The organism is Sulfitobacter sediminis (assembly GCF_040811725.1).
GTDB classification, from domain to species: Bacteria; Pseudomonadota; Alphaproteobacteria; order Rhodobacterales; family Rhodobacteraceae; genus Sulfitobacter; species Sulfitobacter sediminis.
On record NZ_JBFNXX010000041.1, the window covers coordinates 1 to 15,312 of the forward strand.

Annotated in this window: 16 protein-coding genes and 1 pseudogene; 15 read left to right on the plus strand and 2 right to left on the minus strand. The window is 55.6% G+C overall.

Annotated features, from left to right (window positions below):
* Positions 1 to 459 precede the first annotated feature (459 nt).
* The 7 genes and pseudogenes from AB2B41_RS21895 (at position 460) to AB2B41_RS21925 (ending at position 7,347) form a co-directional block, all read left to right on the plus strand.
* Positions 460 to 1,104 (plus strand): protein-tyrosine phosphatase family protein, encoded by a 645-nt coding sequence (locus AB2B41_RS21895; protein ID WP_367879958.1) that lies wholly within the window; start codon positions 460 to 462, stop codon positions 1,102 to 1,104.
* A gap of 14 nt (positions 1,105 to 1,118) precedes the next feature.
* On the plus strand, positions 1,119 to 2,558 hold the full coding sequence (locus AB2B41_RS21900) for a hypothetical protein (protein ID WP_367879959.1): 1,440 nt from the start codon (positions 1,119 to 1,121) through the stop codon (positions 2,556 to 2,558).
* A gap of 7 nt (positions 2,559 to 2,565) precedes the next feature.
* A complete protein-coding gene (locus tag AB2B41_RS21905; RefSeq protein WP_367879960.1) occupies positions 2,566 to 3,513 on the plus strand; it encodes a metallophosphoesterase family protein in 948 nt (315 codons plus the stop codon).
* 28 nt (positions 3,514 to 3,541) lie between these two features.
* Entirely contained in the window at positions 3,542 to 4,306 is a 765-nt protein-coding gene (locus AB2B41_RS21910) for a hypothetical protein (RefSeq protein WP_367879961.1), read from the plus strand.
* Positions 4,307 to 4,388: 82 nt separating this feature from the next.
* Complete coding sequence (locus AB2B41_RS21915; RefSeq protein ID WP_367879962.1) at positions 4,389 to 5,147, plus strand: SdiA-regulated domain-containing protein; 759 nt, start codon at positions 4,389 to 4,391, stop codon at positions 5,145 to 5,147.
* A gap of 859 nt (positions 5,148 to 6,006) precedes the next feature.
* Entirely contained in the window at positions 6,007 to 6,477 is a 471-nt protein-coding gene (locus AB2B41_RS21920) for a hypothetical protein (protein WP_367879963.1), read from the plus strand.
* A 162-nt stretch (positions 6,478 to 6,639) separates the two neighbouring features.
* Positions 6,640 to 7,347 (plus strand): annotated as a pseudogene (locus AB2B41_RS21925) (IS6 family transposase).
* A gap of 415 nt (positions 7,348 to 7,762) precedes the next feature.
* Here the strand turns inward: AB2B41_RS21925 and AB2B41_RS21930 are convergent.
* The gene (locus tag AB2B41_RS21930) at positions 7,763 to 8,614 is read right to left on the minus strand and encodes a HalD/BesD family halogenase (protein WP_367879972.1); all 852 of its coding nucleotides are present in this window, start codon (positions 8,612 to 8,614) and stop codon (positions 7,763 to 7,765) included.
* 429 nt (positions 8,615 to 9,043) lie between these two features.
* On the opposite strand from AB2B41_RS21930, the gene AB2B41_RS21935 reads away from it, so the two are divergent.
* Positions 9,044 to 9,256, plus strand: coding sequence for a hypothetical protein (locus tag AB2B41_RS21935; protein ID WP_367879964.1), 213 nt, complete (start codon positions 9,044 to 9,046; stop codon positions 9,254 to 9,256).
* A gap of 520 nt (positions 9,257 to 9,776) precedes the next feature.
* On the opposite strand, the gene AB2B41_RS21940 is transcribed toward AB2B41_RS21935, so the two are convergent.
* The gene (locus tag AB2B41_RS21940; protein ID WP_367879965.1) at positions 9,777 to 10,025 is read right to left on the minus strand and encodes a ParB N-terminal domain-containing protein; all 249 of its coding nucleotides are present in this window, start codon (positions 10,023 to 10,025) and stop codon (positions 9,777 to 9,779) included.
* Between the two features lie 282 nt (positions 10,026 to 10,307).
* Here AB2B41_RS21940 and AB2B41_RS21945 point away from each other — a divergent pair, with 282 nt between their 5' ends.
* From AB2B41_RS21945 to AB2B41_RS21975, 7 genes are all read left to right on the plus strand, one after another.
* Positions 10,308 to 10,514 carry a cold-shock protein gene (locus AB2B41_RS21945; RefSeq protein ID WP_367879966.1) on the plus strand — a complete coding sequence of 69 codons (207 nt, stop codon included), beginning with the start codon at positions 10,308 to 10,310 and terminating at the stop codon, positions 10,512 to 10,514.
* 111 nt (positions 10,515 to 10,625) lie between these two features.
* On the plus strand, positions 10,626 to 10,898 hold the full coding sequence (locus AB2B41_RS21950; RefSeq protein ID WP_367879967.1) for a DUF982 domain-containing protein: 273 nt from the start codon (positions 10,626 to 10,628) through the stop codon (positions 10,896 to 10,898).
* A 644-nt stretch (positions 10,899 to 11,542) separates the two neighbouring features.
* On the plus strand, positions 11,543 to 12,355 hold the full coding sequence (locus tag AB2B41_RS21955; protein WP_367879973.1) for an MBL fold metallo-hydrolase: 813 nt from the start codon (positions 11,543 to 11,545) through the stop codon (positions 12,353 to 12,355).
* A 47-nt stretch (positions 12,356 to 12,402) separates the two neighbouring features.
* Entirely contained in the window at positions 12,403 to 13,221 is an 819-nt protein-coding gene (locus AB2B41_RS21960) for a methyltransferase domain-containing protein (RefSeq protein WP_367879968.1), read from the plus strand.
* An 83-nt stretch (positions 13,222 to 13,304) separates the two neighbouring features.
* Positions 13,305 to 14,213 (plus strand): haloalkane dehalogenase, encoded by a 909-nt coding sequence (locus tag AB2B41_RS21965; RefSeq protein WP_367879969.1) that lies wholly within the window; start codon positions 13,305 to 13,307, stop codon positions 14,211 to 14,213.
* A gap of 222 nt (positions 14,214 to 14,435) precedes the next feature.
* Positions 14,436 to 14,726, plus strand: a complete 291-nt coding sequence (locus AB2B41_RS21970) for a DUF1330 domain-containing protein (RefSeq protein WP_367879970.1) — start codon at positions 14,436 to 14,438, stop codon at positions 14,724 to 14,726.
* A 266-nt stretch (positions 14,727 to 14,992) separates the two neighbouring features.
* A partial coding sequence (locus AB2B41_RS21975) for a cytochrome P450 family protein (RefSeq protein WP_367879971.1) occupies positions 14,993 to 15,312 on the plus strand: 320 nt, incomplete at its 3' end.

Below are 15,312 nucleotides of genomic sequence, written 5' to 3' on the forward strand. Positions count from 1 at the left end.
CCGACGGCGCGGCATGCTGTCTGCACATCACTGCCCTCCGAAAGCTTCAGTTCAATCTCACGCAGAAGCTTCAGGACGTCTTCGTCTGAGTACCGTTTCCGAGCCATTCTCTGTCCCCCTCTCTCGGCCATCGTAGTGGCCCAGTTTTAGGGGGGAAGGACATTTCTGCTGCCCAAGGGTTCCAAACTGACGGCAATGGCTTGTTCATCACTTCCGATCCGGCTTCCGGGGTCGTCGGTTTGCTTTTCGAACGGTCCTCTCAATAGAAGAAATGGTCTTGCCAGTGCACTGTCAGTCAGCGCGGCAAATCCGCCTGAAGGACGTCGCATATGCAATCCGATTAGCGAAGACGATTTCGGATTGGTAAGAAAATACCCTCGCCCGGTTGAGAACTGCACTAAGTGTTGCATAGGCCCATCATTTCCGGAAAACTTGGGTCGATACTTTAAGGAGATGCTCGTGAGAAAGATATTTTGGGTCTTGGTTCTCTACTTTGCAGCGACAGCTGCCCATGCTGACGTCACGACAAGATCCGGCGGACCATCGGAAAGCGAGATGTTTGCGCGTAACGCGGCCAATGCGCCCGAAGGCATGACGTTCTTCCGCCCGGTTCTTTCAGGAGTATTGTATCGCAGCGGGTTCAAGGGCGGTGACAAGGCGCGTACCGGGCTATCGAACGCGCAGCGCAGCGCGCTGTGCGATGAGGGCTTCGAAACCGCGTTCTATGCCGATTTCGGCAAGAACACCGAATTTGGTAGCACAAGTTGCGGCGGCAATGCGCTTGACTACAAATCGGCACGGTCATCGCGGCCTGCGGCCGTGATGGAGACCATTTACGAGACAATCAAAACCCCTGAAAAGGGTCCGGTCTTGGTGCACTGCATGTGGGGTGTGCACGCCTCGGGTGCATTGTCGGCGATGGCGCTTGTGCAGTTCTGCGGCTGGTCCGAAGATCGCGCCAAGGCCTATTGGGACGAGGCCCGAAACGGAGCTCCCTGCGCCAATGGATGCGACGCCTGGATCGACGCGAAGTTCGAACGTTTCAGTGTCGACCCAGCTTTGCAGATTACCGACGCGGAACGCGCAGCGATCTGCCCGAAATGAAGCGGATCAAGCTGATGAAGACACTCGGATTTGTTCTTCTCGCGCTTGCAGCAAGCGCAGGAACGCCCGCGTCGGCCACCGACGCAGTCAGAGGTAAGGCGACGACCTTCACCAGCCCTAAGGGCGTAGGCGAGCGCTGCGTGCGGATCGCCGCAATTCCCGGCGGGGAATATTCCAAGGGCGACCTAGAAGAGGAAGCCATCTATTGCGGGATCGACCTCTATGCGCCCGATGTGGCGCTCTGTCCGAAGACCTGGAGCACGAGCCCAGGCATGATGGTCTACGACATATCGGGTGGACCTTACGCGAATGACCGTTCCGGGTTCGAGCGCAATGCTTGCAAGGAAGGCAAATCGGCGGACCGGCTATCAGACGGCGATCTCGCGAAGTTCAAGGTGACGATGAACGCGAAGGGTACAAGTGGCACCTTCTCGGCCTCACCTCTTCTTTATTACCACTTTTCCCGATATTTCGACATGACAGTGAAGGTCCCTGTGTCGGTCTGGCGCACAATGGATGTGGCGATGCACGCCTCGGAAGTGGCGCGCCCGGGCCTGGCGATTTCGGGCCACAACCGCTCGGCCCGGATGAACCATGCTGGTTGGCAGCACCTCGTTGATGCTGAGGTCAACCCGTCGTCCTACAGACCCACGGACGATATTTTTACCGCTGACCTCACGCAGATCTATGGCGTGCTGACGTCGAGCCCCGGTCACCGCTACGGTTCCGAGATCAACGGGACGCGGCGGTCGGGCTGGGGTGCGGGACAAAACTTGGACTTCCAGGAGACTCCCGCTTTTCTGGCCTTGCGGCACGACGCGCAGCTTGTCGAAGCGATCGACGCTGGGCTGCGCGAGGGACGCAAGGACGGTCAAATCAATCGCGATCTGGGTCCGGATGTCCCTCGGGAGCAGATGGCGTATTGGATGCGCGAGATCTCGGAGATCGTGCTGTTGGATTTCATCTTCAGCCAGCAAGACCGTGTGGGGAATATCGACTTCACGCCCTATTACTACTGGATCGAAAACGGTGATCTCGCACATAAGAAAGCTAGGCATCACGAACCCGGCGACAGCACGGTTCCCGCGGGCGCGATGCTGTTGAGGCGGACCAATCTGAACGATAACGATGCGGGCGGGCGCGTGGCCTATGCGAATTTCGCCAAATCGACGCAGATGCTGGAAAAGCTGCGCCATTTCGACGGTAAGGTCTATGCGCGCCTAATCTCGCTTGACCGCGATCTCCAAAACACTGGGCCAATCTATCAATGGCTCGCGTCGAGCCTTGGCCTAAAAGAGTCCGAGGTCGCGCAGGTGGTGAAGAACACCCGCCTGGCTACCGGCATTCTGCAAGACAGTTGCAAGGCGGGAAAGTTGCGGTTCGACCTGAACCCCAAACAGTTCTTCCTGTTGGGCGATGTCACGCCCGACGAGATGTCCTGTGACGGCAGCTAGGCTGGCCTTGGTCCTCCTTTGCTGGGTGCTGAGCCTCGCTCAGGCCGGAGCCGAGGTGATTAGGGTCGTGGTCATCTCAGACCTGAATGGGTCCTACGGGTCAACCGAATACTCCCGGGACGTCCACCGGGCGGTTGCGACGATCGTCGAGATGAGACCCGATCTGGTGATCTCCACCGGTGACATGGTCGCCGGCCAGCGCCGCCCGCATTTGAGCGAAGAGGAGGTCCGGGCCATGTGGCGCGCCTTTCACGCGGCGGTGACGGAACCATTGCGCGAGGCGGGCATTCCACTCGCGGTCACGCCGGGCAACCATGACGGATCCGCTTATACCGGCTTTGAAATGGAGCGCCGTGTTTATGCGGTGGAATGGCGCGCACGTCGGCCCGATCTGAGCTTTGTTGGTCCTGACTCATACCCTTTCTTCTATGCGTTCGATCTTGGTGTCGCGCGCTTCGTATCGCTTGACGCGACCACTGTGGGGCGGCTTGATGCCAATCAAATGCAGGCGCTCGAAACCGCATTCAAAGATGCTGGTCCGGCCAGGATCGTCTTCAGTCACCTTCCGCTTTGGCCTTTCGCGACCCGGCGCGAGACCGAGATCATCGGAGACCCCGCGCTTGAGGACCTGCTAACGCGTCAGGCAGTAGACCTGCACCTGTCAGGGCATCATCACGCCTACTATCCCGGCCATCTGGAGCGGTTCGCCGTGATCTCACAGGCCGAGTTGGGCGGCGGGTCTCGCCGACTGATTGGGTCTCAGATCAAGCCGCCCCGCGCCATTACGCTTCTGGAGATAGACGACGCAGGAGCAATCCGCGCCACTGCCTTTCAAGCGCCCGATTTCCGCGAACCTGTGGATGTCACCAGGCTTCCCGAGAGCCTGAACGGCGGTGCCCGAGTAATTCGACGGATTGATACCGTTCAATCCGATGCGGTAGAGATGCTCCGATAAGCAGGTCCATGCAGCAGACGAGGCCCAGATGATCCGGCGTTTCCTTCCCCTGATCCTTGCCGCGCTTGCCTTGGCGGTTGAGCCGACGGACGCCTTCGCACAAATGGAAGACGCCCCGATCATGTTGCCTACGGATATCTCGATCCACGATCTGGGCTGGGGGCAATTGGGGAATCTGGACGAAATAGCGGAGTTCGTGCTAGCCGTCGTGGAAACGATTGTCTTCGTTTCTGCATTCGCCTTCCATCCGCGGGCGAATGCGCTGCGCACCGACGCGCGTGGGTGGGTTGTGCAGTCAAGCATGTTTCTGTTCGGGCTGATCGGCATGCTGATCGGTTTTCTAGTTGTGCATCACGGGTTTCTGATCGGGTTTGTCGTGTTCGGCATCGGCGGTCTTTTCCGGTTCCGAATGGAGTCGAGTTCGCTTATGGATGGCGCGATTTTGATCCTTGTGACGCTGATCGGGCTGTCGGTGGGTATGAATCTGCCCGTGATGGCCCTGATTGCCACTGTCGCCGCATGGATCACGATATGGTTCATCACGGCCCGCACGGTTTCTGTTCTCGAGTTGAAATTCGAAGACGAAGACATGCTCAGCGGCGCGATGACACGTCTGCGCGCGGCACTGGCGGACAAGGATTTTCGCATCGTCGATGTTAAAAAGACTGATTTTAAACCGGTGATCGAAATCGTACTTTCGCACAGCAATCCAGATGCCGGACAATTCATACCGGGCATTCTGGAAGAGCTTGGGAAATCCGGATACGGGCCGAAAGGCTGGTATGTGGTTTAGGAGCCTGCTGGCTATTGGCCTGTGCTTTGCCGGGTCTGTATTGGTCGGAGCGGGGTCTGGTCGGCTGGAACCCGTGGCGACCTTGCCCCTCTACAGACCGGACGTTGGCCTGACGGAGCCGTCGGGCCTGGCTGTCGACCCCTCCGGCACGGCATTCTGGATCGTGAGCGACGACACCGAGGTCATCTTCCGCCTCGACCTCGACGGTAGGCTCGACCGGTTCACGGGCGTCGATTACCGACTGACGGATCTCGAAGGTGTCACCATCGACGCTCGCCGCAACCGTCTTCTCGTAGTCTCCGAACCCAGAGCGAGCATTCTTTCGGTGGATTTACGTCCACCGCACCGCATCACCGAGTTTCCGTTGAAGGACATGGCGGGAGCGCGGCACGCGCGAAAGCTGCTTTCCGAACGCCAGAACGGTCTTGAAGGCGTTGCGGTCGACCCGAATTCCGACCTTGTTTATGTGGTCAAGGAGGCCAAGCCCCGGCTGCTGATCACAGTCTCTCCTGAGCTTGATAGGTTGATTGCGGTGGCGGAGCTCGACGATATGTTAAATGACGCCCCGGAGAAGGGCACCGATGCCTCGGGGGTGGCTGTTGACCCCCATCGGAGCGGGCTCTGGATCGTCAGCGATAGGGGCAGGTCGGCACATTTTCTGCACCTGGATAGCGGGCAGGTACGGCACTTCGACCTCACTTACCGCGCGGATGGCGAGACGCACAGGCTCGATAACCCGGAGGGCATTGCGCTTTCAGTCGACGGCACATCCCTTTTCGTCTTGTCCGATGACGGACGCAAATCGCGTCTGGTTCAGTACGTTATTCCCAAGCTTGACTAAGCCGCGCGTGGTTGGCGTGCTTGAGGCCCAAAATGACCGCGCTAACCTTTGTTGCAAGGAAGAGCCGGTTGGTGACCAATGAACTGGGCAAGCGGAAAGTAGGGCGCCAGAATGGATCACGCACTGATTAAGGACTTGCCCACGCGGCTTGCCCTGACTCAACGGCAATTGACCGATCACATGCACGTTGATCAAGCTATGGTCAGCCGATAGGAGCGTTGTGTCGAAGTCCGACGCCAAGCCCGCCGGGCAGAACTACAGCGCCTGTTGATGCAAGACGAAAGCCGCCGGGCACCCAGCGCCACATCGCCTTTCCGAGCCATGATTGTCTGACCGCCAGGTTGCTCGACAGCCAGTTGCGAATCGTCGACATCTCAGTATCGGGTCGCCGCCATTTCGAGGATCAGGGTCAATACCTGCACGTGCTTATCGATATGAGTCTTGAGTGCCACGCCAATCGGGCCGGTCGGCACTTGCAATGCCCGAAGCAAAACCGATCGGTTCTAGCGGGACGCAGATGCTGGATGGTGACACGCGTCACATGCCGCGCATAGTCGCTCGGAGCGGATCCTGACCAATTGCGAGGTCTAGCTTATGTCGCCGACTTTGATCGGCTATGTTAGCCGGCCCTGGGGGCGCGCAAGCTTTGGAATTTCTTTTGGAGAGGGAGTAACCTTAGAGCCATGTGCGAATTTTCGAAATCTCAGGATCGGGACGATCTGCCTATCCGAAGCGGCAATTGAAAGGTAACCTTGAACTGTTAGTCGACAAAACGGAGGGAATATTAATGAAATCAATAGCTCTATTGGCGTCCGCTGCCTTGGTGGCGGTGCAATTCACCGCGGCTCCGGCCCGGGCTATGAATGACGACGAGAAAGCGGCGCTCGGCGCGCTGGCGATACTTGGAATTGCCGCCCTAGCACACAACAAGAACCATCATCACGATGGCTATTCGCCCAGCACATCGCAATCCAAGGCCAATTTCGAACGCGGGTATCGCGACGGGCTCTATAACGAACCTTACGACTCGCGGCACAGCAGTATGGATTACGCGAATGGATTTGACGCGGGCCACAAGGAGCGTAGCAATCGCCTTGCGCACAAGAATAGCAACGTAAGCGGCACCAAGGTCCCCGCCCAAGCGATGCGCAGCTGCGTCAGCGAAGCGGCGTCAAGCTGGGGTGTCCGGGAACGTGACGTGCACCCCGTGAAGGCCGGGCAAGAGGGGGCCGACAATTTCTATATCGAACTGGCATCGGGCCACCGCCATGTGATCTGTGGAACCAACTCCCAGGGCCAGGTGTTTAACTTGCGTAATGGCAGGCTGTAGGAGGGGTCTACGGCTACTGAACAGAACAAGCAGCAGAGCGGGACCTTTGCGCTCTGCGCCTGGCAAATGATACGCGCCAGTGTGAGTCGAGCTAGCAGCCGTGAGTGCACTGTTAGACAGATTCCTGTTGAGACGGGCAGGGCGGCCTAGTAGCTTCGGAAAATGACCAAACCTGGTCCGTTCAAGGGCTTCCAAAGCACCCCGGACTTCATCCGCCTGGCGGTGATGCTGTACATCCGCTTCCCTCTTTCGCTTCGCAATGTCGAAGATTTGCTGCATGAACGCGGGATCGATGTCAGCCACGAAACCGTCCGCTACTGGTGGAACAGGTTCGGCCCGATGTTTGCGTCTGAGATCAGGCGGAAGCGGGTGAAGCAGTTGCGTGCATTCTCGCGTTGGAAGTAGCACGTGGACGAGGTATTCGTGAAGGTGAATGGCAAGCGTCACTATCTGTGGCGTGCGGTCGACCACGAAGCTGAGGTTTTGGAAGCTATCGTGACGAAACGCCGGAACAAGACGGCGACATTGAAATTCCTCAAGAAAATGATGAAGCGCCATGGCAATGCCGAAGAAGTCGTTACCGACCGCTTTGCATCGTACAAGGCAGCGCTAAGACACTTGGGGGCGCTCGAAAAACAGAAGACGGGCGGGTGGCTCAACAACCGCGTTGAGAACTCACATCTTCCTTTCCGACGGCGAGAACGTGCAATGCAGCGTTTCCGACGCATGCGAAGTTTGCAGAAATTCGCCGCTGTCCACTCTTCCGTCTACAACCATTACAACCAGGAAAGATCGCTCACCAGCAGAGACACTTTCAAGCTGACGCGCACCGCCGCTCTTGCTGAGTGGCGCGGTCTCTGCGCGGAATAAGGGGCAGTGTGACTGTCCTAGCGGAGACTGGTTCGAATTTGTCTGACAGCACCGCCATCACCATTAAATTAATATTTTTCAATAATTTAACACCGCCCGTTACCACATGTTTTTACCACATGTGTACACCACAGGACGTTCCTTTGGTTTCAGGCTGGTGGTTGAGGTGATTCACCCCAAGCAAATCCTTGTCTCGGCGACACAGACGATAACCATCGACGCTCAGTTCTTGCCTGAGTTTTGCTCAGGGGCCCCATACGCTGGTCGGGGCAAACGGTTGAAATGAAATCTACCGAGCAATCTCAGCTATCCGCTCCTGTGCGGTCATCCGACAAAAATACTCAGATGACAGCGTTGAGCCCAATTCGGCCGAATTCTCGCATCGAAAAGGCTCTCCGTTTTCCAAGGAGGACGCTTAGTCTACCAATGAGTCTGCCCGCTGTCCGGCGCGTTCGTGGTGAATGGGCAGAGTTCTTCCGTAAAGCTGTTGGGTTCGTTCCACGCTGCCCACCATATTCGGCTCTTCTACATAAGAAAAAATAGCAACGTAGCGCGGTGTTGGGCCTGCAAGGGGTGCTACGCGATGCAGTGAGTAGCGCCCCTTGAAAATTTGTAGATCGCCAGGTTGGAGCGCAAGCGAGATCACCTTTTCGGAGGTCCCGTCGAGAACCTTCGATACCTCCTCGAAGTTCTCGTTCTGGCTTGTGCGTATCATGGGGGCGTATTCGAATGCCCCGCCACTTTCGGCATTCTGCAATGCCAGCGTAACGGTGAAGTTGTTGGTGTCGAAGTGCCATGGAAATCCGTTTCCTTCACTGGCGGCGTTCACGATCACATCTGCCAACGGGTCAGCGTAGCGGAAGAACCGGTCTTCCGGTTGCTGAAGGCAGTCGCGGATGAACGCATCGAACCCCTCGCTATCGAAGACGGTTCGCAGCGCGCCGTCCGAATGGAAATTATCAGCCGGAATGAACGCGTTTGATCTTTCAAAAAACCTTCGCCGCGGATCGGACGCGGGTAGGCTGACATCCTCGGTCGTGAAATAGGCATTCGTGCGTGAATAACTCCGGTGGCCCTTGTCAGCGACGCCGTCGGCCTCCAACACTGCCGCAGCAATTCCGGCCGGTGTCAGAAAGCCTTTAAGAACGGCACACCCCCGAAATTCGAGTTCCTCGCGCACCCGGGTCAGAAGCGCATCTCGTTGGGACCCTGGCGTAGAAATCGGGTAGCGTTCGATGTCGATCAGGTCGTTGGCCAATAGTTGCATCAAGTGGTCTCCCAGAGTGTCGTCCCGGGCATAGTGCAACCCCGCGCCTTGTTTCGGTCTGCATGTGGCGCGACATCAAGGGGTCGTTTATTGCGAAGTGCCTGTTTCTACGAGGTACCTGAAAGCGCTCATTGGCCGCCCGGAGAGACAATGACGGAAAGTCCCGCATCTCGGTCATAGCCCCGTTTCTCGACAGGATCTGCTCACGGTCGAAGCCGTCATTGGCGCAGGGATCGACTCATAGGTCCAGAGCCAGGGAACTCACTGTTGATAACTCGTGAGCAACTTTCCATCCGACCCATCGGTTGCTCGCCTTCGAGCAGCTACCAATCCCTCCGGCAACTTGTTTCAGTTCTTACTTGGTCTGTTCTGCGACGAGGCCGTTAAGTCCATCCTGGAGCAGAAACGGGCATTCTTACGTATTTCGAAGTGCTCGAAAAGATCAAGGTGACTTATGGTGATGCGGCAAATGAAGACGTTAATCGACTGAAATCATTTCACAAGTATTTTGGCTTACCGCTGGAGGTTAAGCTTGAGGCGGCTGTGAGATCGGTCTTCTTCCGTCAAAAAATACCGATCAGAGACCTGGCTAGGCTTTACAGAAAGAAAGGGTTCGAGGTAAAGGTACTCGCCTTAAGGTGACGACTTTGTAACAAACCTAACCAACTTTTGGTGTAGGGATAAGGAATACAGATTGAATGATTGCTAACCTTACCGAAGCGAATGTAGAGATTAAGCGGCTCCGAAACATCATCGTGCAAGCACGCGCGGCTATTCTCAGATCAGAGAGTGGGACATCTGCGGATGTGTTGCCGTCGCCCATCCAACAAGCGAAGAACTTATTGGAGTCTGCTGGTTTTCAGCCCTGAGCATCTTCCACGTGCGGGGATGAGCATTTCTGCCGTGGGGGTAGGCTACCAGCCGTTCCAGTAGGCGGTCGAGCCGCAGGCCTTGCCAATCTTTGCCGCAGTGGGTGTAGACGCCCCGTTAGCTTAATTCGCTTGCGCAGCAGTTTGCAGCTCTTCTGGAAAGCCGCTCTCTGGGTATCTGGAGCGCTTTGGTTGCCATTGCATAGATACGCTAGTTCTGGCGCAATACCCGCTTCTACTCAAAACAATCATCCAAGGGGCAAAGCAGGCGTTGCCCCGGATGCAAGCAGTGCTCAGTGCAGGCGTGCTCGAACAATGTAGGCTTCCACATACGCCTCACCTAGAGCCCGAAGCGCTTCGAGTCTGTGCAAGCCTTCTATGAGAATATAACCGTCTCCATCGATTCTCACCTGGATTGGCGTAAGTTGACCTTTGTCCATTATATCTTCGGCAATCAGTCCCAGCTTTGTTTCATCAAGGGTCTTCGCGCGCTTCGCAGGGACCCGGATTGTGTCAATTGATACGCTTAGCTTTTCCAACATCGATCAACAGTGGACGAGTTGCCAAGATTAGGCCAGCTTTGTTTTCCAACCGGTAAGGCGAAAAAGGACCGCCGTAAGAAAGCACTTGGCTGCCGACTGCGGTTCATCTCGGCAAGAATAAAACCAACGGCCCTTGTAAGTGTGGCGGTAGTTGCTTACTTCAACAAGTGCAACGCATCTTCTATCGACCTTCTGTCTCCTAATGGCCTCAGTTGATCTTTTGACGACACTGAGCCGAGCCGCTGCATTCTGTGGGCGGCAAAAATACATGGAGACTAAACGATGGCTAATGGCACCGTGAAATGGTTCAATCAAAATAAAGGCTTCGGCTTCATTGCTCCGGAAAATGGCGAAAAAGACATTTTCGTTCATATTTCCGCGCTCGAACGGGCTGGGCTTGAACGGCTGGACGACGGTCAAGCCGTGACGTTCGATATCGAGAGCGGCCGCGATGGACGTGAGGCCGCGAGCAATCTGGCTCTGGCATAATTCTTCGCCACTAAAGCATGGAGACGGGTGCAGCCACTCGGCAGCGCCGTCTTCTTAAGCAGCCCGAATGCATCGCGCAGGGGAATGCGAATTACAATTTGAAAGAAATCAATGATAGAAACCTACTGGGGAAACCCCCTGACACTGGTTATTTCCGAAAATGGCGATACCAAGAAATTCACGACGATTGAGCAGGCGTATTACTGGCTAAACAAGAAATGGCCGGTGACGGATAAAGCCAGAGACCGTGCAATCGAACTGATCGATGCTGCGATGAACTGTTTGGCTCCAGTCAGTGCCGCCCGCATGGCTTTCGTCTCCGCTGCGAGAACCGCTGGGTTCATGCCAGAGTCCGATCCTGGTGAGGTATCGCCCGGAGTTTGATTCTGATCATCCGTTTCTTCAGGAGGCCTAACCATGTCGAAATTGTCCAAGTCTGAGCCGTTCAACCCTGCGAAAACCCGCGCGGAAACTGCGATGGACAAAACGACGCGCGCGGCTAATGAGATCTTATGCGAAGAGAAAGAGCAGCGTGAACGCATAACGGAGCTCTTACGTAAGGCGCGATTGGAACGAGAAGCTGTTAGATCGCTTGTGTCCAATTCAACCGTCTCCAAAGCAATTCCGAACAAGGCAGAAGACTAAGGTATTCAATACTCTCAAAAAACCTGATGAAGGTTAAACCGCTTTATCCGCGGCAGTTATTGAAACGCATTTATGACTCAGCTCCGAAGCGAAGGGCTAAATTGTCCGCAACTCGGACTCAGAGCCTGATCGCGCGAGTGTCTGCTGTTGGCAAAAGCTGCCATTCACGCCGGAAACCGCGGACCAGATTCTGTCAATGACCGCTTTTTGCCAGACCGGACGTTTGTCAAAATTTGGGCTATGACTGCAAAGCGGACTAATCAGTCGTTCGCCATGTGCGCTTTCCACACCGTTTTTTTTGGTCGTCAAGACTTGTGCTAGGCTTGGCGGCATGGGGGGCAAGTTAGATGCTTTTAAGACTAGGCGATGTCGAAATTTGGAGAGTGTTGGAGAGTGTTGATCCATTCATGGATCCGCAAGAGTTCTTCCCTGACATGGGCCCTGAAGGGCTAGAGTTGATGCGCCGAGAGGCGCCGCGCCAACTTTGTCAAAAGACAGGAAAGATGTTGCTACCCATCCAGGGGTTCCTGGTTAAGACCCCTCAACATGTCATTTTGATCGATGCCTGTATTGGTAATGACAAAACCTGTGAATTTGAGGAGTCGTGGCACAAGAGATCAGATGGGAGGTTCTTAGCCGGACTACGGGCCGCAGGGGCCACCCCCGAAGACATCGACTTTGTAATGTGCACGCATCTTCATATCGACCACGTGGGCTGGAACACGCAACTTGAGGATGGACGGTGGGTGCCGACGTTTCCAAACGCAAGATACATTTTTCCGGCTTCAGACCATGATCACTTCAGCTCCGAACGAGGTGTGGCATATCAGGAGAGCGTGCTGCCTGTAATCGCTGCAGACCAAGCGGAACTTGTGGGGCCGGATCACAAGTTGGGAGATTATCTTTCGCTCATTCCAACGCCCGGTCACACGCCTGGGCATGTGGCGGTCGAAGTCGCCCATGCGGGCAAAGTAGCGGTGGTGACAGGTGATCTAATGCATAGCCCTATTCAATGCCTGAAGCCTGAATGGAACTTTGCATATGATCACGAGCCTGAACTGGCCGCCGAAAGCCGAAGACAGTTCCTCGGAATGGCAAGCCAAAGACAAGACCTGGTTCTTGGTAGCCATTTCCCACTGCCATCTCATGGAAAGGTCGTCGCTCAGAGCGATGCATTTGCGTGGCTCGAGGATTAGATCATTTGATGACCGGCACGTCCCACGCGGAAACAGGGAGATAGCAAATGGCTGATGATCCTTACAGAATTGCAGACAAGGTCGACGCCAACATGCTTGAGATGATGGCATCTCGCCTCGAAGAGCGCGGACGAGATGCTCGGTTCCTGCAAATGATAGACGACTATTTGGACGCGGCGCACGTTTCGGAAGCGAAAGAGGTTCTTGATCTTGGTTGCGGAACAGGCGTGGTCGCTCGCAGGATTGCGGCTCTTCGTGGGTTTGAGGGCCGCGTCACAGGTATCGACCTCAGCCCTCAACTGATTGCCAAGGCGCATGATCTTGCCACTTCCGAGGGCCTTGGAAACAAGACAACGTTCTGCGCTGGCGATGTACGCGGCTTGGGCTTCAAGGAAGGCCAGTTTGACGTGACTGTTATGCACACGCTTGTTAGCCACCTCGACGATCCGGCAGACGCGCTAATTGAAGCGGCACGCGTGACGCGGTCAGGAGGGGCGATCGTCGTATTTGATGGCGACTATGCCTCCTCGACTTTAGAGACAGCCGACCCGGATCGTGCTGCAGAAATTGATAACGCTATGATCGAGGCGACGGTCACACAGCCACGTGTCATGCGGCGGCTTCCACGGCTTGCAAAGGCGGCAGGTCTTTCCGTTGAGCGGTGTTTTTCCTACTTGATCGCCGAAGCCGGTAAGCCGAATTTCTTTGAAGGGCTGGTCAACACAATCGGCCCTATGCTTGTCAGTTCAGGCGTATCTTCTGAGGAAGAGGCAGCGGCGATAGCCGAAGACCTGAAAGCGGCTGCAGATGAGTGCACGTTCTTTGGTGCCTGTAACTACTATGGATATGTGCTTCGGAAATCGTGACCGACGCCAAGACTACCTTGCTCTTCGAACGTGCACAGAATTTAGAGCGGGTTGGCTGTCGGTAAGCTGTAAGGAGAACGAATTTGAACCATATCGAAGCCTTGAGAACGCCAGATGCGTGCTTCGCAGACCTACCGGATTTCCCCTGGACGCCAAGATACTTTGATAATCTAGAGGGATATGACGGGCTAAGAATGGCCTTGATTGACGAGGGCCCCAGCGATGCGGAGCACGTCTTCCTTTGCCTGCATGGCCAGCCAGCATGGAGTTTTCTCTACCGCCACATGATCCCTGAATTTCTGATGGTCGGCGCACGTGTTGTGGCTCCGGATCTGTTCGGGTTCGGGAGATCTGACAAACCCGTCGATGACGACGTGTACAGTTTTACATTTCACCGCCAAAGCCTGATAGCACTTATCGAGGCGCTCGGTCTGCAGAATATCACGCTCGTTGTGCAGGATTGGGGTGGTCTACTTGGGCTGACAATTCCGCCTGACATGCCTGACCGCTTCAACCGGTTAATGGTCATGGATACGGTTCTTGGCCTCGGGGGCGGTACAACAGAGGGTTTCGAAGCTTGGCGTAAGTTCCACGGCGAACACCCCGACTACGATATGGCAGCGTTGTTTCAGAAATACGTGCCGGGAATGAGCGATGCAGTGGCCGCGGCTTACGCCGCTCCATTCCCCGACCCTCGTTATCGCGGCGGGGCGCGACGCTTTCCATTCCTGGTCATGACCAAACCTGACATGGAGGGGGTAGAAGTCTCTCGCCGAGCTGCCACCTGGTGGTCGTCAGAGTGGCAGGGCGATGATTTCATGGCCGTTGGTGAAAAGGATGAGTTGATCCCACCTTGGCTTATGAAAAGGATGCATGAAGTTCTTGGCTTGACGCGACCTCCTATGATGCTGCCCGACGCCGGGCATTTCGTGCAGGAAACACACGGGGCGGAAGTCGCGCGTGCTGCCTTGGATGCGTGGAACTCCGACTAATTGTCATCTAGCCGCGACACGCAAATTTCTATTGAAGCGAGAGATCGCTTAGGACTCTCATCCGCCGTTCTGTGCGGTTTGTTTGAACGGCCGCTCGCGGACTTGCCGCCATTCGCTGTACGCTGAATAAACTGGTACTGAGCGGGACGAAGTTGCCGATTGCGACCGCAAGTTCACCTGTATTAGAAAATTCAATGAAACCACACGCTGAAAGGATGAAACTTGCCGAAAGGATACTTGGTAGTTTGCTACAGAACCCCTCCGACCGAGAAAAATCTCGCGTCCTATGCAGCCGACGCGAGGCGAGCAATCGAGGCATTGGGCGGGCGTTTTATCGCCAGAGGTATGCCTGTAAAGACATTCGAAGCCGGTCAGTATGAACGCGCCATAATCATCGAGTTCGAAAGCACGGATGCAGCAATAGCCGCCTACGAGGACCCAACGTATCAGGCCATCCTACCTCGCCTAGGCGTTTTGCGTGATATGCGCGTTATTGAAGGCGACGACGCCTAGTAGCGGGATACCCTTATTCCACCGTTCTTTGTCAGCTTTGCGTTCTTTGTCGGCTTTGGGCTCGTTGCTGCCGATCGCCGCGTTCGAGAGGAACTTCCGTTCTTCGTGACAGAGTTGCCGTTTGCTAAGGCCACATCCGATGTCTCAGTTGCGGTAAGCTTAAGGAGCTATTGCTGACGCCGGTATTGTGGCACCATGCCGTGAGTGGAAGTCTGAAGAGTATATGGTCAGAGCACAGTCAATTTGCATAGATGTGAGGTCAGCTAATGGAAACGACGATTGGAGAAGACGGCATCCCATTCATGCCGATCGAAGATTACGCCAAGCTTTCACTCGAAGAACTCGATACGTTGCGAAAACAAACACCGGTTGTCCGTCTGATGCCGTCGCGCGTCTCTGCTTTGAGGGACGAAGACGTTACAAGGCTCGCGGCACATCCAAGCCTTATTCAGGTGCCTGGCACCGAGTTTTGCAACATAATGGGCATTCCGGACGGGCGCTGTCGTTCATTTCTTGAAACGTTCATGCTGATGACCAACGGCGACGACCACAAGCACCGTCGCGGCGCATTTGCGCGGGTCTTTGC

What these genes read in the sequence shown, in the direction of transcription:
- AB2B41_RS21900 (WP_367879959.1), top strand. Translation starts at nt 1,119, where the DNA reads ATGAAGACACTCGGATTTGTTCTTCTCGCGCTTGCAGCAAGCGCAGGA.
- AB2B41_RS21910 (WP_367879961.1), top strand. Translation starts at nt 3,542, where the DNA reads ATGATCCGGCGTTTCCTTCCCCTGATCCTTGCCGCGCTTGCCTTGGCG.
- AB2B41_RS21920 (WP_367879963.1), top strand. Translation starts at nt 6,007, where the DNA reads ATGAATGACGACGAGAAAGCGGCGCTCGGCGCGCTGGCGATACTTGGA.
- AB2B41_RS21930 (WP_367879972.1), bottom strand. Translation starts at nt 8,614, where the DNA reads ATGCAACTATTGGCCAACGACCTGATCGACATCGAACGCTACCCGATT.
- AB2B41_RS21940 (WP_367879965.1), bottom strand. Translation starts at nt 10,025, where the DNA reads ATGTTGGAAAAGCTAAGCGTATCAATTGACACAATCCGGGTCCCTGCG.
- AB2B41_RS21945 (WP_367879966.1), top strand. Translation starts at nt 10,308, where the DNA reads ATGGCTAATGGCACCGTGAAATGGTTCAATCAAAATAAAGGCTTCGGC.
- AB2B41_RS21950 (WP_367879967.1), top strand. Translation starts at nt 10,626, where the DNA reads ATGATAGAAACCTACTGGGGAAACCCCCTGACACTGGTTATTTCCGAA.
- AB2B41_RS21960 (WP_367879968.1), top strand. Translation starts at nt 12,403, where the DNA reads ATGGCTGATGATCCTTACAGAATTGCAGACAAGGTCGACGCCAACATG.